Origin of the sequence: Paenibacillus glycanilyticus (genome assembly GCF_023715145.1) — a bacterium.
In the GTDB taxonomy this organism is placed as follows: Bacteria; Bacillota; Bacilli; order Paenibacillales; family Paenibacillaceae; genus Pristimantibacillus; species Pristimantibacillus glycanilyticus_A.
Genome location: NZ_JAMBNP010000016.1, coordinates 25968 through 47413, shown reverse-complemented (window position 1 = coordinate 47413; position 21446 = coordinate 25968). Strand labels below are relative to the sequence as shown.

Here is a 21446-nt window from a genome sequence, read left to right as displayed (position 1 = left end):
ATCGTCAAGGCCCTGTTTTTGTTTCTGCTTTTAGGTTGGAATAACGGTAAAGCTCCAATTCTGATTCAGGGAGCCTGTTGCCGTCCACTGGATATTTACGCCGCCATCTGCCGTATTGCCTGCGCTAATCCCCAGCAATTTTCCGCTATTGCGATTTTTCAAGGTGTAATACCCCCCGCCCGCATCAACCAATTGCCACTGCTGGCTTGTGGAGCTGCCTGCCGTCGCAATGATGTTATTGGCGCCATCTGCCGTTGAAGCACCGGCAATATCCATATATTTGCCGCTGTTCACATTCTTGATCTTATAGTAGCCGCCCGCATATTCGAACTGCCAGGCTTGGCTGACTGCGCCTGAATACGTACGCTGCTCCACTTGCGTGCCGTCCGCCGAAGCGTCGCCTGCCGTGCCAAGGGATTTACTGCTGTTGCGGTTTGTGATCGAGTAGGTCTTGGTCAGATCAAGCTGGGCAACCGAGTCAAATCGCCAGGTTTGGTTGGTCGAGCCGCTCTCCGCCCATTGAATGACGGGTGCCCCGTTTGCCGTGGAGCCTTGACTCATGCAGAGCATTTTGCCGCTTTTCGCGTTTTTGATTTTGAAATATCCGCCACCGGCATCGATGAGCTGCCACAGCTGATTCGCTTCGCTGCTCGCCGTCCATTGAACGCCTGCCGCGCCGTCTGAAGTTGAGGCGCTCGCAACATCCAAATAGAATCCGCTGTTCGCGTTCTGAAGCTTGTAATTGCCCGAGCCCCCATTAACCAATTTCCAAGCTTGGCTGACAGCTCCGGTGTACGGCTGCTGCTCGAGCGTTGCGCCCGAGGACAGCGAATTACCCGCTACGCCTAATGCTTTGCCGGAGTTGCCGTTCACAACCGCATACATTTGCAACGTGCCCGCAAGCGGCGGTGCGCTCCAGGTGCCGGCCGACGCGTCCAGCTGCCATTGCGCATACCCGTTAATGGTTGGTTTGCCCGCGCTGTCGAAAGAAACCGGATAAAACTGATTGCGTCCTACCCCCGTACTGCCTCCAAAGTTAAGCCAACGGTCACCGATATAAATGTACGCCGTCCCTTCCGAGCCATGAAGCGGGAATACCTGGTCAACCTGCGTATCAAACGAATTCGCAGAGCTTGGGCTCGTTGCGCATGACTCGGAGGACCAGCTTCCCGTCAAGCTCGTTGACTTGAAGCAAAACGTCTGGCTGGATCCCCATCCGTTCGTTTGAGAAGCAAAGAGATAATAAGTAGAGCCGATCTTGATTAAGGACGTTGCTTCCTTCTCGTAATCATAGGCGATAAAGGTTTTGGTCGGGGCTCCGTCCAGATCCATATAATCCGACGTAAGCTTGCTGATTTGAAGGGCATGGTTGGTATCGTTATTATAATCCGTGGTGTATGTAATATAAGTGCTGCCGTCGCTGTCCGTGAAGATGGACCCCAGATCCCCCATGGTCCAGCCGCCAGGCGTCAGAATCACCTTCTCGAACGTGAATGGACCGTCAGCCGCGGCGCTTGTGAAGATGGCGAGCTTATTGCGAGTGTTATTGTTGTTCCATTCCGCAAGAAGCACGTACTTGCCCAGCTCGCTATTATACTGGACGAGAGGTCTTCCAACCCATTGCGAATGCGCAAATCGGACGGAAGGATCAAATTGGATCGAATCCAGCTTCGGATTAATGGTCGAGAAATCCACAATGTTGGCATGCTTCGTCCAATTCTTGAAATCCGTTGACGTGTACAGACTAACCTTCTTCACGCCTGCAGTCGAGAAATCCATCCCGTACCAATAAAACGTATTTCCTTCCTGCATCATCCAGCCGCCTTGCGCGTAGATCAGATTGCCGTCCGTGTCATACCCGTTCGAGTTATTCACGATCGATTGACTTGCGGCGCTTGCCGGTTGCACAAAAACCAAGGTCGAAGCAAACAAGAGGACGGCGAGCATAGCTGACAGAAATGTTCTCGGTAACAAGTTGGCCATATGAATTCCCACTCTCCTAAACGGTTTAATGAGGCTCGTGATGAAGCGCTTTCAAACTCATCATCACATAAGCGGGCCATTAATTAAACCGAGAGAAACAACGAACTCTAGTATATAATCAACGAAGTTCTTGCCAAAAAAAGATCGCCATGCCCCTATTAAACGGGTGCAGGCGATCTTTTTCTAAGTTATGGCGTAACCGGCAGCCCTTTGCTCTCGCGCATGAGCTGGAAGTATACATCCGGCCGGACAAACACCACGTCCTTGTTATCTTTATACAGATTCATGGCATTGACGAAATTCTGATAATTAACCTGCCAAGGGTTAGCCTGAATCGAGACGAAGGCCGGAGACTTGCCGTCCCATCGCTTGAGGCCGTCCGCGATCCCATTCGTCAGGTCGGACTCCGCGCTGCCGTAAGCCACGTTTAATTCCTGTCCGGGAAGCGAATTCCCGTAGACGCCGATTGAACCGGTACCAAACTGCGAAGTAAAACCAAGCAGCGAAGGCGCATGCTCCGCAAGCTTCTCGCCAACCTCCGGCTTAATCTCGCCCTTCACATAATTCCACACCGTCAGAACGTTCAAGCCGGAACGCTTCATATAATCGTCCGTGCGATCAATAAACCGCTCAAGGCCTTCCTCGTTCTCCCAGAAGTTCGGGTACGTATAACCAACGCCGGATGGTCCGGAGACGAACGCATCGTTAGGCGTGGCGTTCTTGTACAGATAGTTTAATATACCCGGCATGGTGTCGATCATGAGAGGCGAGACCGTCCAGCCAAGCGGCACTTCTCCCCGGTTCGGCGAATCCCAGACCTTCTTGAAGAAATGCTCCATGTATTGAAGGTTATCTCCGTCACTCAAGATAAAGGATACATACACCTTATTGTCCAGAGCCGGCTTCTCCGGAGCCTTCGGCATCTCAATCGTCCGAGAGGTGCCGCTGAACACGCTTAGGTTCGAGGAATAATCGCTCGCTACCGTAGCAAGACCGAAGTCCGATGTTTTCTTCACGCCCATGCCTTCATCCGGCCACCAGCCGAGATAAAGGCCCGTTCCATACGGCATATCCTTCAGGAACGTATCCAGCAGGGCATCCTCGTCGGGATTCGCCGGATTCAGCCAGACAACCGCGGCATCGATGCCAATCGCATAGTCCCGCAAATAGGACTGGAGCGCGGGATCTAGACCTATGATCGCTTTATGCGTCGTCTGCTCCCAGTATTGATCGTGAAGATAGCTGTAGACCTCCAGCTTGGATTGGAATTTGCCGCGCAAATCCTCCAGAACCGGCAGCTTGTACGGGGCGCCGGTCAGCCTATCCAGAAGCGACGGCGGAACAACAAGACCGCCTTTTAAGCCCGCAATCGTTGTTGCCAGATTAATCGTATCCGGCTGCTGATCGTCGTACACAATAAGCCCTTTAATCTCGGATTTGTATTTGCCGAGCAGCTCCCAGTTATCCTTGACTTCAGTATAGTTCAGCCCTACCGCGTCCAGCCAGGAGGTGCCCGTGGAGCCCCTCACATTGTCCGTATACGAATAAATGCGCGGCTGCTTCTGATTGACTACGCCTTTGAGCGAGGTGAACAACAGGTTCTCGTCCTTCCGCTGCGGCCAAATGACGCCAACATCAAACAGCTTCAGCGTGGATTTGCCCGTCCATACGACATTGAATGCCAGCTCATGTCCCTCGCCGGGTCCTTCGAAAGCAAGCTCGAAGGTCTGCAGCGCATTAGGCAGCGTAAAATCCCAGTTGCGGATCTCCATGGAAGCCAGCGCTTTGTCCGCCGTCTGATCTCGGATCTCCAGCTTGGCGACTACGCCATCCTCATCCGCAAAGCTGTCAACCTGCATATTAAATACGGCTTTGTTCTGTCCTGCCGGTATTTCCTTGCGGCCTTCCACCTTGAAGATCGCTTGATCTCCCTCATCTTCACCCGCTTTGGCTAACCAGCCGTCCCCGTCCGCTTTGCCCGTAGCATGGCCAAAGGCCGTATCTTCCGCCTGATAATAGTAGTAGTCCGTCGTGTAGATCAAATCAAGCGTATCCGCCGGTTTATTAAAGGAAGGCAAGGCCTGCTTTTCCGGCCAATTGACCCCTCCCGCCTCTTTTTCCGGCCATGCAAGATAAGAGGACACCGCTGCCACAAGGATAACGGCTAGCGAGATAAATACCATTTTGCGCTTCAAACGGACTTCCTCCCCTATTTCGTATTCAAGGCGTTACCAGATCACCCTCACCGTGACGCCCGAAGGATGATTGGCATATCGAAGGAGCACCGTTGAGCTCTCCACATCCCAATCGAATTCCAGCGGTATCCGGATCGAATCCCCTTCCTGGCCAATCGATACGGTCTTGGGCTTATGAGGACAGAGGAATCTTGCTGCCCCTTGAATCCCCTCCGGACCGGAAGCCGTAAAGACAAAGCCGCCCGCTCCCTCTTCTACTTGATCAATCCGGGATGCGGCTGCAATAAGCTGCACGCCTTCTCCTGCCCGGCTGAGATCATATAACAAGACTTGCTCCCCGCCTGCTACCGACACCTGATCAAGCACGGGCAGATTCGCGTCCAGCAAATCCACAAACTTGCCGCGGAGCTCGTAGGATTCTTCATTAATCGCTTCATCCAGCACGGCAGCAATAACGTAAGGCCCTCTGCGCAAAGACATGCCGTTCTTGCGCTCCCAGCTTCCTGCCACCTTCGCAAGAGCGGCATCGAGCGTTTCTCTTAACAGCTCGCCCGCTTCCGGACGGACAGCGCATTGCGCTGGATGCAAGGGCAGATAGGCTAGAGCGCCTTTGCCCACGGCGTAAGCGCCTGCTTCAAGGGCTGCCTCCAGGCCAAGGCTCTCGAATAAATGCTCCTTTGGCGAAGCATACTTCTTGATGCCTTGGTTCCACCATTCGCGCACCTTGTGAAAATCGTCGCTTCCGTCCCCGACATAGATCAAAGTGCCGCCTTCCTTCACCCATTCGGCAAGGACGTTATGCAGACCCGAAGATTCCGGCTTCATATATTCGTAGCTGAGCACCAGAACGCGGTAATCGTCCAAGTAGCCCGGGGATCTTCCCGCATTGTCCAGCTGCACCGGGCGAACGGCAGCGCCATGCTTCAGAAGCGGCAGAGCAAGACCATAGAACGGCGACCAGTCAAGCAGCTCCATGAACTCGCTGCCGAGCGCCGAAGCCACTTCCGTACCGTCATATTTGAACGCTGTAGCTTCTTCGCTCCAATCCGGATGATTGCGCTGATACATCGCGGAGTCAGCCAGCAAGAGACCCACCTGCAGACTATCCGTCAACCATTCGGCATCCAGTCCTTCCATCGTTCCCAGCACGTTTAATACGACCTGCAGCTCTGTTGCATAAGCCGCCGGAATTCTCTCTTTGCCATTGCCGCCTTCTCTCGGATATTCGCCCTGATAGATTCGTCTCGGCCAAGGACAGACCTCATATCGGCTGACATGCGGATGCAGCAGGGAAGCTACCAAGGTGCGGATATAATTCGTGCGGTAGTCCTTCCAGGTATGCTTCGGATCATCGGCAATCGGGTCATGCAGGAACCACATTCTGCGGTCGGTGCCGCGGACAAGCTCCTGCATAATGCCGTACTCCAGATACGCGGTTTCGAACGTGCGCTCCTTGCGGACGCCGTTATAGACATTTGGGGTTTGCGCCGTACCGGTCCATACCTGGGCGATGTAGCCGTCAATGCCCGGCAGCTCAAGGAGCTTCGATTCCGGACTGACAATTCTCCACTGCGTGTAGTTGATGAGACTATGCGTCGGCACGTAAAAGCGAATGCGGCGGCCGTACTTCTGCATCGCGTATTCCTTCAGCGTGCTGCAGATCCGGTCCAGCGTACGCGTATACAAATACGCCTTCAGCTTTGACGCGCGGTACTGGGCATCCGCTGAAGAATGAGGAGCCTGCCAAGGCTCGCGGTAGTAGATCTCCCATTCCCGCTTGAACGCATCCTCGTAACCGCCTTCTACCCAGAACTCCGGCTCTTCCAGATGAATGGCTTCAACTCCTGCATCAACAGCCGGGCGAATCCGTTCCGTCAAATAATCCGCGTAAGAGATAGTAGGAACCATATAAGGAATGTCTACTGACGTTCCATGGATGATGTTATCGTATCTGCGGTTCTTCTGCGCTTCATCCCAATGCGAGCGGCCGTCGATTTTTCCGTTCAAATAGTCTTGATAGCCGCCCCATGATACGCCGGTCATCAGATGAACCACGTAGCCCTTCTCCTTCCAGGCTCCGATCCGCTCTTCCAGATTCCCGTGAATGCCATACATCATAACGAAGTCCGTCTGCAAATCGTAGGACGGATGATATGGTCCGCCTTCTTGAAAGCCCGTCAGCTCTTCCTGCCGATTCCGTCTAATCATCGATGAAACCTCCCTCTCTTAATAGAGTCCATAAATTAAAAAAGGGGAAAGTCATCCTGCTCACTTCCCCCGCCTATCACAGCTTTTATCCTAATATGACGCGAAGCGTCTTAATTTCGAACGGCTGGAACACCAATCGGCCATCAAACGCTCCTATCGGGTTCTCCATCAAATCGACTTCCTCCAGCTTCATGTCCGCTATGCCGAAGGCAACCGACGTTTCCGCGAGCGTACCTGAAGTCTCGTACAATCGGATAATCAGATCATCCGAATCTTCCGCCTTCTTCACGGCCTCTACCATTACATGCGGGTTGTCAACGAGGACAAGAGAAGCAAATGCTGCCGCATGTCCAGCTCCTCCACCAGCGGAAGACGGCTCTGCAACCGTTAACGGCGTATTAAGCTCATAGCCTTTCCGGTATACCTGGGCTTGGATAAAATCCCCTCGGTGCGGATAGACCGCATACACAAATTGATGCTCGGCACGGTCTGCCACCGGATCCGGATAGCTTGGGCTGCGAAGCAGATTGATGTCCAGTACGTTTCGCTCCGCGCTATACCCGTATTTGCTGTCGCTCAGCAGCGCCACGCCGTAATCCGGCTGCGACAAATCGATATATTGATGAGCGCAGATCTCGTCTCTTACGAATTCAATCATCGTATTCCGGGTGGTAGGGCGCTTCAGATAACCGAATTGAATTTCGCAGTTCACATGGTCAGACATGACGTAGACCGGGAAGGAGACGCGAAGCATCTTCTCGGCTTCCTTCCAATCGGCTTTTGTCTCAAACCTTACGGCCGTTCCCGCTTCGTCCAGCACGATGCGCTGCACCAGCGTAGACTCTCCGAACCGGTACCGCTGCTCCGCAACGGCTTGCGGCCCGTCGATATAGAAGGAGCTTCCCTCCAGCTTCATGCGGCCGGCAACCGTATCCCGGTAGTCTCTCGGGAAATCCCAGGCATCGCCTTTGTCATGATAGATGGTAAATACATTCCCCTGCTTGCCCGGCACGATCGTTTCCCGGCCCGCCGTTTTATCGTAAATCGATTCGATACTGCCGTCCTGACCAAAGGCAACGCGCAAATAGGAGTTCTCGAGCAATCGCTCATCCGCGCGCAGAGCCGCTTCTTCTTGCCCTTGCCATTGCTTCGCTTCGGAGAGCGACGCAAACCCCATCGCTGGGACCTTCACGGCATAACGGTTACCCTTATGCTCGACAACCTCTTCACGTTCCCACGGCAATGAATTAAAGACTACAGCCTGGCCTTCGCCGGCTCCCGCGAGGCTTGCGGCTTTCGCATAGGTACCCGCAATCAATTCCTGCGTGCGGCCATGCATAACGGCATAACGCTCCAGCGATTCTTCGAACACGCGCGTAATCGAAGAGCCCGGCAAAATATCATGGAATTGATAGAGCAGCGTTTCCTTCCAAATCTCCTCCAGCTCATCGGACGGATATGCATTCTCACCGAGTGCCAATAACAGGGAAGCTGCAAATTCAAGCTCTCTCAGCGACTTTTCCATCTTGCGGTTATACCATTTGTTGCGAGCCTGCGTCGTTAGCGTGCCTTGATGCTTCTCCAAGTAAAGCTCGCCGCGGTACGTCTGGAAACGTTCCTTCTCCTGTTCGAGCTTATGGAAGAAGGATAAGGAGGATTCTTGGACAACCGGAGGCAATCCCAGCAGGTTATGCTCGCGCGATAACCGCTCCAGATGCTCCTCGCCCGGTCCGCCGCCGCCGTCGCCAATGCCAAACAGCATCAAGGCATGCTCGGATACGTTGCGGTCAAGGTAGCTGTTCTCGATCTTCGCAAGCGATCTTGGCGCTCCCGGACTGTTGTACGTATCTTCAGGCGGAAGATGAGCCAGCACTTTGCTGCCGTCAATGCCTTCCCACTCAAAGCTGTGATGAGGATGCGTATTGTACACGTTCCACGACAGCTTCTGCGTCATCATATAGTCCACGCCGGATTTCCGGAGGAGCTGAGGCAGGCTCGCGGAGTAGCCAAATACGTCAGGCAGCCAAAGCACCTTCATCTCCTGGCCAAATTCTTGCTGGAAGAACCGCTTGCCGTACAGGATCTGGCGGACGAGGGCCTCCCCGCCGGAAATATTCGTATCCGGCTCTACCCACATCGCGCCCTGCACTTCCCAGCGCCCTTCTTGAATTCTCTCCTTGATCCGGTCATACAGCTTCGGATAATACTCTTTCATCCATTGATATAATTGCGGCTGGCTTGCGCCAAACACATAATCGGGATATTTCTCCATGTTCTTCAGCACCGTGGAGAAGGTACGAGCGCCTTTCCGGATGGTCTCCCGGATGGGCCACAGCCAAGCAAGGTCGATATGGGCATGACCAATCGCGCTAACCGTAACAACCGGGTCTCCCCCGCGTTTGGCGAGCTCTTTGGACAGAATTTCTCTAGCCTTCCGGGCGGTCTCCTCATTTACGACTTCCAATAGAAAAGCCGCATCGTACAGGCTTTGAACAACGCGCTCTCTTCTTGCCGAGTTCTCGCTTAAATGCTCCGCCAGCTCCAGAAGCACTTCATAATCGTAGTACAGCTGACGAATTTCCTCGTAACAAATGGCAATGTCGGCTTCCTTGAGCGTGCCGCTGCGGTATTTGCCAAACAAATCGTTACAGCCGGCATCCGCCCACAGATCGATGTGCTGACCCGCTGAAGAATTTCCGAGGTCAACGACCCGTTTGCCCGGCAAGCCTAGGCTGAAATCAAACTCGGAGTTGATATTGGTCAGTCCTTGCATCGGGGAGCCTTCCTGATCCACCAGGCACAGCTCTCCATTGACATCAATAAGAAGTACCAGCTTGCTGCCGGCAACGGATTCCGGAACGGTTCCTTCGAACCGGAACCAGGCACAATCCCACAGGTTGCCCCATTTATCGCCAGGAGCGAGCTCAATCATAGAGCCGGCTGTCCGCTCGGAGTAAGGCACGGGCTCCTTCGTCACCCACGCCGTTACCTTCAGTGCGGAGACAGGTTCATAGATGGCGTGGCGTATTCTTGGGAGTATATTTTTGGCTTTCTGCAGCATAATTCGTTTCGATTCGTATGGCATCTATGTCACTCCTGTGTTTGAAAAAAAGAGGACTGATTAACAGTCCTGTTGGCTGAAGGTATTGTTGACTTGCTAGTTCTCTGCTGCGTTAACAATTACTGTCCAGACCACTAGGGACGTGTTAAGAAAGTCCTCTTCTTTTGTTGTATTTTATTTCGTTACTTGCTCCGCGCGTTTTTGAGCGTCGTCGAGAATGGCTTTTACATCGCCTTTGGTCATGAGAGATTTTACGACTGCGTCGCCCCAGATTTGCCATACCTTCGAATTGTCTTTCGCAAAGGTTGGCAGACCTTGAACGTTACCGGACATGGCTTGATAATGCAGATACATTTCCGGATGCTTTTCTTGGTATTCCGGCGACTCGCTGATTTCTTTCAGAATCGGGGAGCGTACGTTGGAGTCCGCAATCAGCTGCTGGATCTCTTTGCTGTACATCGCTTTGATGTATTCGAATGCCGCTTCCTTGTTCTTCGCGTCTTTAGGTACCGAGTGGAATGCCGCGCCGATGGTTACGTTGGCAGCCTCTCCGCTTGGAGACAACGGAATTGGTGCCATGCCGCATTCGAGTCCGATATTCTTACATTCCTGTACGCGCCATGGACCATCGATCAGATAAGCGATTTGCCCTTTGTTCCAGGCATCGAAATACGAGCCTTCGTTATTGTTAACCATCAGACCGGCAGGATGATCGGTGTTCAATTCGCGGAGCAATTGTACCGTTGCCACGTTTGCTTCCGAGTTGAACGTCGGCTGGCCATTCGCATCCGCGAAGGTACCGCCGTTGATTGCGACCAATGCCCCGTAGCGCAAGTATCCGCCAAAGTTTGGAGCGCCGTAAACGCCGCCGCCATAGAACTTGCCTTTGCCGGCTTCCGTTACTTTCTTCGCGTTGTCGGCCAGCTCTTGCCAGGTAGTGATCGGCTTCTCCGGGTCGATACCCGCTTCTTTAACCAGCTTCTTGTTCCAATACAAGCTGCTTACGCCAGGCTGGGATGCGAGGCCGTAGATTTTACCGTCATGCTCCATCGGCTTCCATGCTGCCGGGGAGACATTGGCGCGAATTTCATCGGCCATTGCATCCGGGAACGGCTCAAGCAGTCCTTGCTGGGCAAAACCGGGCATTTGCGTCTCGCCTACGATGATATCCGGAATATTTTTGGCCAGGAAGCCTGCGGTTTCCTTCTGAACCAGCGGCTCGCCCCAGCCCCAGTCTTCGGTTTTAACACTGATGTTTTTCTCTTTCAGTTTGTCGAAAATAATTCGTTGATAATGAAGCGGGAATGCCTCTACCGGATTGCCCGGTGTATAAGTAACGTCAACGCCGTTGCCCTTCAATTCCTTCTCTTTGGGTTCGAACAAATCTTCCAGCTTGCCTACGCCGATCCCAACCGCGCCTTCATTCAGTACCGTAATCGTTACCGGATCCTTCGCTCCCGCAGTATCGGTGCTTTCCGCCGGTGCCGGAGTCGCCGACTCGGAAGCCGCCGATTCCGACGGCTTAGGCTGATTGTTCGTTGTTGAGGAATTGTTATTTCCACCGCAAGCCGTCAAGGACATGGTTAATAGTGCAGTTACAACCAAGGATGTGATCTTTGTTCTTTTCACATGAACCCCTCCAAATTAGGATAACTGACCTTTCGCAATTAATATATCATGACTATTTGTTATATTCAATATGTTATAATAAAATTTTCTTAACCCTTGATACCGGTATTGGCAAGTCCCTGAACGATATATTTCTGGAAGAAGAAGAAGATCAGCAGCGCGGGAATGGTCATGCCAAGTCCAAGCGTGATGATAAGCGGCCAGTTCGGCACAGCGCCCGGGCTGGCAGCAGCCGAGGACAATCTTGTAATGGCAGCCGGCAATGTCTGCAGCGCATCCGATGACGTGTAGAAGAACGGCGTTGCAAAGTCGTTCCATGTGCCAAGAGCCGTCGTAATCGCAATAAACGCCATAATCGGCAGCTGCAGCGGGAGCAGAATTTGGAAAATAATCCGGATCGTACCCGCTCCGTCCACCTTCGCCGCTTCATCCAGCTCATACGGCACCTTTTCGATGGACTGCTTCACCAGAAAGGCGCCCATAATATTGATGCTTGGTCCGCCGATGAAGTAAACCCACCAGGTGTTCAGAATCCCCGTACCGCCTGTGAAAATATCGTTGCCTCCGGCAAACGGCCATCTGGCGAACTCCAAATACGTCGGAATCAGAGCAATCGTCCCCGGAATCATCTGCGTCCCGAGCAGGATAAGGAACAACTGATCCTTCCCTTTAAAACGCAGTCTGGCGAACACGTAACCGGCCAGCAAAGAGGTCAGCAGCGCCCAGAAGGTGTTGTAGAGCGTCCGGTATCCGGAGTTGACGAAGTATTTCTGAATCGCGGATTCCGCGGAGCCATAGAACAGAACCAGGAAATTGCGCATGGTCGGAGCTTCCGGGAATGGCAGCAAGCCAAGCACCGTCGTTGTGAACTCCGTCTTGGTGAAGAACCCGGCCAAGATCATAAAGACCAAAGGATATAACAAGACAAGTCCGATACCAAGCAATACAAGATGGGCAAGCAGATTACCCGGCTTCAATTGAAACGCTAGTTTTTTGGCGAATGACTCTCTCATGATTTAGGTCCTCCTTTGATCTTGATCGTGTTGCTTCTGTCGGAGTTCGTCGACCAGCGGTAGTAGAACACGGTTCCGACAAAAACAACGACAGCCATGATGAGCGAAGACGCGCCCGCCATACCCATGTTGAAATCCCAGAACGCATCGCGGTAAATACGGAACACGAGTACCTCTGTCTTGCCGTAAGGACCGCCGTTTGTCATAAACAATACTTGCTCGTAGATCTGAATCGCGCCGATCAGGCTCGTAATGACGATGTAGGTTGCAATAGGCTTAAGGCCCGGAAGCGTCACGTTCCAAAGCTTGCCCCAGCGCCCTGCGCCGTCGATTTCGGCTGCTTCATACAAGGAGACGTCTACGGATTGCAGACCTGCGAGCCAGATCAGCGCCGCGCCCCCTACACCCTTCCACACGGAGTAGACGACAATCCAGAACACGCCCCAAAAGACGGAATATTGCCAAACGATCGGCTCCTTGCCAATCGACTTCAGGAAGTTATTGATAACGCCATTATTTGTATCGAGCAAGAGATTGAAGATCTGCGTGGTTGCGACGGTTGAAGTAACCGCCGGAATATACCAGATGGACCGGTAGACGCCTTTGCCGAACAACGGCATATTCATCAGCAGGGCCGCGCCAAAGCCGGCGATTAGAGTAATGGAGGTTACAAGTCCACCTAACCAGATGGATCTCCACAGGGCTTCGTAGTATAACGGATCCTGGAAGAACCTTACATAGTTATCGAACCAAACAAATTTGGGGCTGTCCGCAATGCCGACCCACTCGAAAAATCCGAGAAAAAAACCAAACATGGTCGGGAACCCCGATAAAACCAGCCACCACAGGATCATCGGACTTAATATCGCCGCAGCGATTAATGCATCTTTGTGTCTGACCGCAAACTTCTTGAGAGAGGACTGTGTTGATGCGCTCTTGACCGGCAGATGCAACGGGGCTGTTTCTACTGCTTTCCTGTCATTCATGTTCATCTTCCTCCTTGCTTGTTTTAGACTTACTCAAATGCTATAAAATCCCTATACAATAGATTATATTTGTTATATCAAATTAGTCAATGAGAAAACCTCTACGAAGCCATTTGAAGATGAGCCGCCCGTTCTATACTGGTTAGAAAAAAAAAGAAAACCCGATGCCCTTGGTGAAGGGGATCGGGTTTTCTCGTCTATTTTAGCTTGTCTGATTCGGTTAGGCCTTTGCTTTGGCTGTGGTTTTGCGGACGACCAGGCTTGGCTTCAATATTTTCTTCTCGAATTTGATCGGCTGCTTGCCCTTATTCTCGATCACTTGAAGCAGCAGCTGAACAGCCTCTATGCCCATATTATATTCCGATTGGTCAATATGGGTAAGCGAGCTGAATTCCTCGAGCAGCGGCGTCGGGTTATCAAACGTTACAATGGAGATATCCTCCGGCACGCGGAGACCAACCTGCTTGGCAATCGATAAAATCTGAACGCCCAGCGAGCAGTTCAAAGCGATATAGGCGGTTGCCATCTGATTTTTCACAAAGCGGAAAAACGGATGCTCCGCATTCATGCCGCCGCCGTTAATATGAATGTCATTCAAGATAAGCGAAGGGTTAATCATAGCGCCCTTCTGCTTCAAGGCTTCGGAGTAGCCTTGAATACGCTCGTCTACCGACACCGTCATGAGCGGCGAGTCCGAGCAGATCGCGATATTCCGGTGCCCCAGCTCCCATAGATGGTCAACCGCCAGCATCGTTGCAAATGCGCTGTCTGACGCAACAACGTTAGTCTCCACGCCCGGCAGATACCGGTCAATCAGGACAAACGGATAGTTCTGCATCTTAAGCGCGATAATTTCCTCGTTATAGACCTCCGCATCAACCGGAAAAATAATAAGCCCGTCAACCGTGTTCTTCAGCTCCCGGATAACTTCCTTTTCCTGCTCCTTGGAGTTGTTGGTGAGCATAACAACAAGCGAATAGCCTTTGGCCTTCAGGCCGTCCGTTATCCCTGCTATCAAGCGAATGGCGAAGTAGTCGCCGAGCACGGGGAAGACAAGGCCAATCTTTACTTTTGGCTCCTTCTTCTCTCTGCGCGCCTCGCTGATCGTCGGGCTTGCCGCCATCTGGGTTTCCGGAATGCCTTTGACAAAGCTTCCTCTGCCCGGAATCCGGTAAATCCATCCGTCCTTCGCCAGCTCGGCCAGCGCGTTGACAACCGTAATCCGACTAACGTCGAAGTCGTCCATCAGATCCTTCTCTGTCGGGATTTTATCGTCTTCGACGAGCTCCCTGGAAATGATCAAATCCTTGAAATGGTTCTGTATCTTAATATACAGAGGTTCTCTATCTTGGCTCAAGCGTAATCCTCCTATCCGGACCGCAATTCATTGATTATAACAAATATACCATGTATAGGTTTGTTAACAAAGAAGTTATTATAAACAAATGTCTATTTTTTATAGTCTATAGATGAAAAAGAAGGGCGCACTTCACAGGCGCCCCCGTTCCTCACAGGTCTATAAATTTACTTGCCTTCGTTAATGGAAGAAACCGTTTGGAAGGCCTTCATGATTCCTTTATCCTTCAGCACCTTCATGAAGATGCCTCCGACAACCGTCCGGTGCTGGAAGCCGATCTGGCGGGCCGTAACCGTATCCGTCCAGTCCGAGAACTGCACGCGGTCAGCCGATTCGTTCAGCATATCCCAGATCGGGCTCACCAGCTCGTTGAAATCATTCTGATCATCCGACAAAGCGGCGGACCAAACGAGCCAGTCGTTTTTCGTGTACGCAGCACGGTTATCAAGCGGCGTACCGTAGTCATTTTTCATCTTCTTATACCAGCTGATCTCCTTGTTGATCATTTCCTTGGAGAACAGCTCTGTGCCAAACAGCACATCCCAGATCAGGTTATATTTGAGGCTCCAGGTGCCTTCCTCGCCAAAGGCCAGCTTCGTATGGTCGCCGTCTGCCGCAAGCACTTGCCATGCTTCCGCCATTTCCTTGGCTTTGGCCATATAGCGGGATGCGGTTTCTTCATCCCCTTGCAGCTTCTTCAGAATGGAATAGCTGGCTACGCCCATAACGGCCTTCACGGACAGGTTCGCGTTGCGTGCCAGATGCCCGGCGAAGTCGTCGGTGCACAGCTGGTTTTCCGGATCCAGACCAAACTCGGTCAAGTAGTCTGCCCACTCTCCGAGAATGCCGATATGGCTGAACAGATAATCGCGGTTGCCGCCCGCAAGAGCTACGGATGCGGCCATGACGAGCATATTGCCGCATTCTTCAACCGGCATTTGTCCTTCGCGTTGGTTCTCGCTATACACTTGGCCGTTGCCAATCGGATATTGACCGATATCATGCGGCGCAAATTCGAACGTCCAAGCATCGCTCTCCGCATATTTCAGGATCGGACGGATCATCCCTTCAACCAGCTCCGGAGCATACAGCAGGAACATCGGTACAGACGGATAGCTTACGTCAACCGTAGCCATGCAGCCGTTGCTGTAGCATTCCTTGGACAGGAAGAGCAGCCCGCCTTCCGTATCCGCTACAAGCTTGTGCGCGGCAATAGCCTGGCGGTAGGACAAGGCCAGCAGATCCGCATAACGGCTGCCGCCGGACTTCTCGCCTTCGGCTACGATCTGCTTATCAAAGGCAGCGCAGCGCGCGAGCAGGCTTTCATATTCCGTAAACGCGGCTGCAATCATCTCAGGCGTGGTTTGCCCGTTTCTTTTCCAATAAGCCTGCAGCTTGTCTCCGAAATATTCGATGGCAACGATATCGTCATAAGCGAGTACAGCGAGGCGTTTCTCCGTAACGGCACCAACGCTGCCAATGTTGTAGACTAACGCCATTACCGGCTGTACGTCCGCAACAACCTGAGCTTCGGTCTCTGTAACCGACTCGGCCAGCTTCTCGCCCCGTACGAAGTTTTTGCGGATGTGAGCAGGTGCTATGTATCCGTTCACCTGGTCGGATTGCTCCGCGTTCAGATAGAAATAGCCCCAGTCGATGCGGTGGTCGTCACCGGAACGGTTCACAACCTCCTGCTTCTCATGACCGATCTGCAGGGAGATCAGTCCGCCTTCTTCCTGCTTCTTGCTGATAACCGCCTGCTTCGATTGATCCACGCACCATTCGCCGGTGACGTCGAAGTAGATTTGAACGTCATGCTCCACGCCATCAATCGAACGCACTTCAAAAGCCACGTACGAAGCCGGTCTCGATAACACGTCGAGATCATTCAGAAGCAGCGGAGAAGTAAAGCGAACCGTCAATTCAACTCCTGCCGATTGGAACGTATAGACCGTGCTCAGCGGAGAGACGGATACGCTCAATTGCTCCATCGCTTGCGGCTCTGTATAGTAACGCTCGGCATTAGCTTCTACCAGGCCGGCAAACCGTTGTACAGTACCGTCAATGCAAATCAAGCCAGTCATGGCATGTCTTTGCCCCGTCCAGTGGCGGGTAAAATCATCAGTCAGCCGGTCAGCCTGCGACCATACACTGAAATAAGGATCTACGGTTACGAGAGGAACTGCAGGAGGACGAATTGCGGACATGAAAACATCTCCTTTATCATATATACATTTGTTATAATGGATATATTATAATGCTATATCAAAATTGATGTCAATGTGCATATTTATAAATAATGGGTAAAACTTTTTACGATAGTTATTCCGGCAGAAAGGGCGTTATTGAGCTTTTTCCGCTCCTGTGGTCGTACACACAAGCCATTTGCAAGCTTGGTTCATATTCTTACGTTAACACTAAGAATGCAAAGGACTGTGATTATGCGCAATATTACAGCAACTGAAATGTATTTGGAATTGTTGAAGAAAGCGATATTATTTGAAATCTGGCTGGAGCATGAGCCGGGCGCCACGAAGGAAAACCGCCTTCAAGGCCTGGATTGGCCCATTATTGCACATAGCATGATCGGGCGGATCCGTATGAATAATCTCCATATGCTGATGAATGACGTCATTACCAACAACGTGCAAGGCGACTTTATTGAGACCGGCGTATGGCGCGGCGGAGCGTGTATCTTTATGCGCGGTTTTCTGAAAGCACACGGCGTCAGGAACCGGAAGGTTCTTGTTGCCGATTCCTTTGAAGGACTGCCTAAGCCGGATCCTCTCTATCCGGTCGATGCAACCTCCAAATTCCACGAACAGGACTTTTTGCGCGTTTCCTTGCCCGAGGTACAAAGCAACTTCCGCAAATATGATTTGCTGGACGACAGCGTTGTTTTTCTGAAGGGCTGGTTCAAGGACACGCTGCCTACGGCGCCAACGGAGAAAATCGCCATTGCCCGCCTGGACGGCGACATGTATTCCTCCACAATGGATGCATTGACCAATCTGTATCCGAAGGTTTCCATCGGCGGCTATGTCATCATTGACGACTACTCCATCGGCTATTGTGCCGCGGCCGTACATGATTTCCGCGCCGCTCATAACATTACCGATCCGCTTGTTGTTATCGATATCACAGGCGTGTATTGGAAAAAGACGAAATAGGCGTTGGCCGATTCCGTCTTTTTCAGCTTGGCTGGACAGCTTAACGATGCCGCGCATCGTTAAGCTTGATGCAAATAGCCGGTAGCTTCCTTTTTCGTGGCTTGCTGGACTTCTTAACGATATGGCATATCGTTAAGGTACTAAATTCTGGCTGTACTTGTTGGCTTAACGATGCCGCGCATCGTTAAGCTTGATGCAAATAGCCGGTAGCACCCTTTTTCGCATCTGATTGGATGTCTTAACGATATGGCGTATCGTTAAGGTGTTAAATTCTGGCTGTACTTGGTGGCTTAACGATGCCGCGCATCGTCAAGCCACCGGCGAAGCAACTTCGGCAACCGAGCATATAGCTTTAAGGGGCTGCCCATCATGGGCAGCCCCTTAAATGATTCTAACCAGGATTAGTGTCCTCTTTCTCTTACAGCCAACAATGCGTCCCCTAGCTCCATGAGCTCTTGTCGCAGCAAGATCTTGTCCGAATATTTCGGCAAGATCCCGTCATATCCCCAATAGAGGCCTGCGAGTCCGCCGGCGATGGCGCCAATCGTATCCGAGTCGCCGCCTCCATTGGCCGCGCGCTGCACAACCTCCGCAAAGGATTCTGCAGTAAGAAGATGATGGATAACCCATTGCATCGTATGAACAACAAAGCCGTCAGGAAGAGATGCCGGTGCCCCGCCGTTCAGCAGCAGCTCTTCATAGCGGGTTCCGGATATTTCGGCGCGGATGGCCGGGGTCAGCTGATCGCCTTGGAGAAGCCTCTTGGCAATCCGGTTATAGATGAGGCAAGCTTCCGTTGCGAGCGGATCCTCATGCGTCATCTCCGACTGCCGCTTGGTCACCTCTTCCATTATTGCCGCCTCCTTATACGCAAGGGCAATCGGCAAGCAGCGCATCAGCGTTCCGTTTCCCGCTGTTTTCCCGCCCAGCAGCACGCCTGCCAGTCGCGCAGCTTTCGACCAGCTGCCGTCATAAAGGTCAAATACCGTCCGGATAATATTGCCGATATCCTTCGGATTGGTCGCCCTCCATCTCAGAAAATGCTCCCCGATCGCTTCGATCGGATCCCCGGGATTTTGCAGAATTCCTCTTGCAACCGCTATCGTCATCGCCGTATCGTCCGTGATTTCACCCGCCTCCAGCTCCCAGACGCCTCCGCCGATGATTTCCTCCAGCCATCCGTATTCGAGGCGGATTTCCGCTTCGCTCATAAACTCCGTTGTTCCGCCCAGCGCGTCGCCAACCGCAACGCCAAACAAACCGCCGAGAATCCGGTTCCTCATCCTCTTGCACCTCCCATCCATTCATAAGGATTGCTGTATTTCTCATAACGTTCAAGGACGGCTTTTACCTGCTCCACTCGCTCCTCCAAGCTGCCGCGAATCGATATAAAAGGAATCTTGCGTTCAATCAAGTCCGCCACAATCCGCTTCTGGAAAGTCTGCCTGTTCACCTCGCCGGACCGATCCGGCGTATCATCGTAAGGGATATCATCCTCGCATAGGAAGACAAGATCGTAACGGGAGGCGCACCGGCTCGCGAGCTCTACGAGCTTGGGATGAGCAATGCCATGATAATAGAGGGAGAACATATAGGTTGTCATGGCATTCGTATCGGTGAACAGCACATCCCTCGCGCCCAGCAGCAAGCGCTCCTCCCGTTCAAGATGGCCTTCCGCAATCTCTAGCAATTGCTCCAGCGTCAAGCGGCGCTCGATCTGATGCTCCTCCCAATACTCCCTGCCGTATTCGGGCATCCAGACCGAAGACAGCTCCTCTGCCATGCGGGCGGCAAGCGTTGTTTTGCCTGTGGAGGGGGCACCAAGGAATACCGCATTCGTAATGAGATCGCGATAGACAACCGAATCTACTAAATGTTTATTATCATATAAGGACTCTCTTACCTTGGTACCGGATACGGGGAACAACTCCCTCAGCGGATCCACTTGGCGGTTGACCGCTCCCAATGCCTCGCTCATATGCTCGCCATAAAACTCGCTGGAGTAGAAATGCGCAACCTTCCTGCCGCCAAGCAGTCCAAGAATATAATTCTCCTGCAAACGCTTGATCTCCGGCGTATCTCCGCTGTCCGAAGGACCATCCCAGGCTTCCAGCACTTCAACGGTTGGATACAACTCGCGGATCCAGCGGGCACGCACGGATAATGGAACCCGCGTGACTTCCGGGCTGTCATAAATAACGACGATGAGGTGACCGACCTCCTGAAGGGCTGTCTCAACCACATGCTGGTGACCACGGTGAAAAGGCGCAAATTTGCCTAGCGTCAATCCTATCTTTTTATCCGGCATACGTGTTCACCTCATCCCGCTGGGTCCGCGGATCTGAAGCGCGACGATTATATTCCCGCTTCCATTCAACCAATCCCATAATGGCAATGCCGAGGAAAATCACGTATAAGAACGAGGTCGTATACAGCCCCTTGTAGAAATACATGCCGATCGAGAGCACGTCAACAACGATCCAGAAATACCAGCTTTGCAGGATTTTATAGGAGAGCAGGAATTGGGCAACCAGACTGAGCGTAGCGATAAAAGCATCAAGATAAGGAATCGAAGCGTCGGTATGACGCTCAAGCAGATAGCCCCACGCCAACGTGAACACGATTAGAAATACGATAAGCAGTACAGCCATCCGCGGAGTCCAGACTCTTGTTGGCCGCACGGCCGCCCCGCCTCGCTTCGTCATCCATACCGCCCAGCCGTAGATGCTGAGCACGAAGAAGAACACCTGCAGCGTCATATCCGCGTACAGCTTAACGTCCAGGAACATATAGAAGAAGCACGCCACATTCACCAGACTGATCGGCCAAGTCCACAGCTTCTCCTTCGCCGTCAGCCATACGGCAGCCAGCCCGGTAGTTGTAGCCGCGATCTCGATTGCGCTGGACGAGGTGAAATAGACGACCGCCAGGATCGCCGCGAGCAGTCCCAGCATCGAACGATTTTGCTTCATAAACATACCTTCTTTCACATTCAAGTTAACTGTAAATCGATAGCTCCGGCACAAAGCCGGTAAAACGGTACAGCTGTGCCGCACGCTGCGAATACTGGTTGGATTGCTTTAGACTTCCGTCTGCTTGTCGCACCTCTTCTATAAGACCCTTGCGGCTTTGAGTGGAGGTGACTTTGCGAATAAAATTTTTCTCCTCAAACGTTGGCACAACGGTCTGAATGATCTGGTACAGCTCCCCGATCGTAAATTCCTCCGGCAAGAATTCCTTTGCAATCGGCATCGTCAACATTTGCTGCTGAATACGCTGATGGGCATCCCGGATAATGTCATGGTGGTCAAAAGCCAGCTCCATCTCAAGCGCTTCGCTTAGCGGAAACAGCTGCACATCTTCCGCATCATCCGATGCCCTGCGGTCGCGTAAGTACCGTTCATTCACCAAGGCGCAGAACGCATGAGAAATCATCCAGCCCCTCGGGTCCCGCCCCGGGTTGCTGTACACCTTAAGGAATTCCATGTGCACATGCTCGACGCCCGCTTCCTCCTTCAGCTCCCGAATGGCGCATTCCTCCACCGTTTCCGTGTCGCGGGTAAAGCCCCCGGGCAGCGCCCACTGCCCCTCAAATGGCCACACTTTGCGACGGATCAGCAGTACTTGGAGCTCCCTGGAAGGGAGAGCTTTCTTGGACGATTCTTTCTCTTGCGAGGTGATGGTGAAAATTACGATATCCGACGGCGCACCGTCCGGCGTACGGTAGTTGCTTGCGGAATAGTTGCGTTCGTTCTCATTCGGGTTCAAGAGTACGGGTGCCTCCTCCATAACTCATATTATCGTTTTGATAATATCAATATGACATAATTAAAAGAAATGTTCA

The 21446-nt window shown here is 52.4% G+C and carries 14 protein-coding genes; 1 reads left to right on the top strand and 13 read right to left on the bottom strand.

Annotated elements, in window-relative coordinates; all coding sequences use genetic code 11:
* Positions 1-30: 30 nt before the first annotated feature.
* The 9 genes from M3194_RS28045 to M3194_RS28005 form a co-directional block, all read right to left on the bottom strand.
* A complete protein-coding gene (locus M3194_RS28045; RefSeq protein WP_251657431.1) occupies positions 31-1983 on the bottom strand; it encodes an RICIN domain-containing protein in 1953 nt (650 codons plus the stop codon).
* A gap of 188 nt (positions 1984-2171) precedes the next feature.
* Entirely contained in the window at positions 2172-4178 is a 2007-nt protein-coding gene (locus tag M3194_RS28040; RefSeq protein ID WP_251657430.1) for a GxGYxYP domain-containing protein, read from the bottom strand.
* Between the two features lie 33 nt (positions 4179-4211).
* Positions 4212-6386 carry a hypothetical protein gene (locus tag M3194_RS28035; protein ID WP_251657428.1) on the bottom strand — a complete coding sequence of 725 codons (2175 nt, stop codon included), beginning with the start codon at positions 6384-6386 and terminating at the stop codon, positions 4212-4214.
* Between the two features lie 85 nt (positions 6387-6471).
* Complete coding sequence (locus M3194_RS28030; protein ID WP_251657427.1) at positions 6472-9471, bottom strand: alpha-mannosidase; 3000 nt, start codon at positions 9469-9471, stop codon at positions 6472-6474.
* 150 nt (positions 9472-9621) lie between these two features.
* Positions 9622-11076 (bottom strand): extracellular solute-binding protein, encoded by a 1455-nt coding sequence (locus M3194_RS28025; RefSeq protein ID WP_251657426.1) that lies wholly within the window; start codon positions 11074-11076, stop codon positions 9622-9624.
* A gap of 89 nt (positions 11077-11165) precedes the next feature.
* Positions 11166-12089: a carbohydrate ABC transporter permease gene (locus M3194_RS28020; protein ID WP_251657425.1), complete on the bottom strand. Its 924-nt coding sequence runs from the start codon at positions 12087-12089 to the stop codon at positions 11166-11168.
* Positions 12086-13075: a carbohydrate ABC transporter permease gene (locus tag M3194_RS28015; protein ID WP_251657424.1), complete on the bottom strand. Its 990-nt coding sequence runs from the start codon at positions 13073-13075 to the stop codon at positions 12086-12088. Before M3194_RS28015 ends, M3194_RS28020 begins: the two co-directional genes overlap by 4 nt.
* Positions 13076-13295: 220 nt before the next feature.
* The gene (locus M3194_RS28010; protein ID WP_251657423.1) at positions 13296-14432 is read right to left on the bottom strand and encodes a GntR family transcriptional regulator; all 1137 of its coding nucleotides are present in this window, start codon (positions 14430-14432) and stop codon (positions 13296-13298) included.
* Between the two features lie 167 nt (positions 14433-14599).
* A complete protein-coding gene (locus tag M3194_RS28005; protein ID WP_251657422.1) occupies positions 14600-16639 on the bottom strand; it encodes a glutaminase family protein in 2040 nt (679 codons plus the stop codon).
* Between the two features lie 234 nt (positions 16640-16873).
* On the opposite strand from M3194_RS28005, the gene M3194_RS28000 reads away from it, so the two are divergent.
* Positions 16874-17602: a TylF/MycF family methyltransferase gene (locus M3194_RS28000; protein ID WP_251657421.1), complete on the top strand. Its 729-nt coding sequence runs from the start codon at positions 16874-16876 to the stop codon at positions 17600-17602.
* Positions 17603-18003: 401 nt separating this feature from the next.
* On the opposite strand, the gene M3194_RS27995 is transcribed toward M3194_RS28000, so the two are convergent.
* Genes M3194_RS27995 through M3194_RS27980 form a run of 4 tightly spaced genes read right to left on the bottom strand, consistent with a single transcriptional unit; the run spans position 18004 to position 21370 of the window.
* Entirely contained in the window at positions 18004-18885 is an 882-nt protein-coding gene (locus tag M3194_RS27995; protein WP_251657420.1) for an ADP-ribosylglycohydrolase family protein, read from the bottom strand.
* Positions 18882-19910 carry an AAA family ATPase gene (locus tag M3194_RS27990; RefSeq protein WP_251657419.1) on the bottom strand — a complete coding sequence of 343 codons (1029 nt, stop codon included), beginning with the start codon at positions 19908-19910 and terminating at the stop codon, positions 18882-18884. Before M3194_RS27990 ends, M3194_RS27995 begins: the two co-directional genes overlap by 4 nt.
* Positions 19900-20574: a nicotinamide riboside transporter PnuC gene (pnuC, locus tag M3194_RS27985; protein WP_251657418.1), complete on the bottom strand. Its 675-nt coding sequence runs from the start codon at positions 20572-20574 to the stop codon at positions 19900-19902. The genes M3194_RS27990 and pnuC overlap by 11 nt, the downstream gene beginning before the upstream one ends.
* A gap of 25 nt (positions 20575-20599) precedes the next feature.
* Complete coding sequence (locus M3194_RS27980) at positions 20600-21370, bottom strand: NUDIX domain-containing protein (RefSeq protein ID WP_251657417.1); 771 nt, start codon at positions 21368-21370, stop codon at positions 20600-20602.
* Positions 21371-21446 lie beyond the last annotated feature (76 nt).

What these genes read in the sequence shown, in the direction of transcription:
- M3194_RS28000 (WP_251657421.1), top strand. Translation starts at nt 16,874, where the DNA reads ATGCGCAATATTACAGCAACTGAAATGTATTTGGAATTGTTGAAGAAA.
- M3194_RS27995 (WP_251657420.1), bottom strand. Translation starts at nt 18,885, where the DNA reads ATGAGGAACCGGATTCTCGGCGGTTTGTTTGGCGTTGCGGTTGGCGAC.
- M3194_RS28045 (WP_251657431.1), bottom strand. Translation starts at nt 1,983, where the DNA reads ATGGCCAACTTGTTACCGAGAACATTTCTGTCAGCTATGCTCGCCGTC.
- M3194_RS28030 (WP_251657427.1), bottom strand. Translation starts at nt 9,471, where the DNA reads ATGCCATACGAATCGAAACGAATTATGCTGCAGAAAGCCAAAAATATA.
- M3194_RS28035 (WP_251657428.1), bottom strand. Translation starts at nt 6,386, where the DNA reads ATGATTAGACGGAATCGGCAGGAAGAGCTGACGGGCTTTCAAGAAGGC.
- pnuC (WP_251657418.1), bottom strand. Translation starts at nt 20,574, where the DNA reads ATGAAGCAAAATCGTTCGATGCTGGGACTGCTCGCGGCGATCCTGGCG.
- M3194_RS28020 (WP_251657425.1), bottom strand. Translation starts at nt 12,089, where the DNA reads ATGAGAGAGTCATTCGCCAAAAAACTAGCGTTTCAATTGAAGCCGGGT.
- M3194_RS27990 (WP_251657419.1), bottom strand. Translation starts at nt 19,910, where the DNA reads ATGCCGGATAAAAAGATAGGATTGACGCTAGGCAAATTTGCGCCTTTT.
- M3194_RS28015 (WP_251657424.1), bottom strand. Translation starts at nt 13,075, where the DNA reads ATGAATGACAGGAAAGCAGTAGAAACAGCCCCGTTGCATCTGCCGGTC.
- M3194_RS28005 (WP_251657422.1), bottom strand. Translation starts at nt 16,639, where the DNA reads ATGTCCGCAATTCGTCCTCCTGCAGTTCCTCTCGTAACCGTAGATCCT.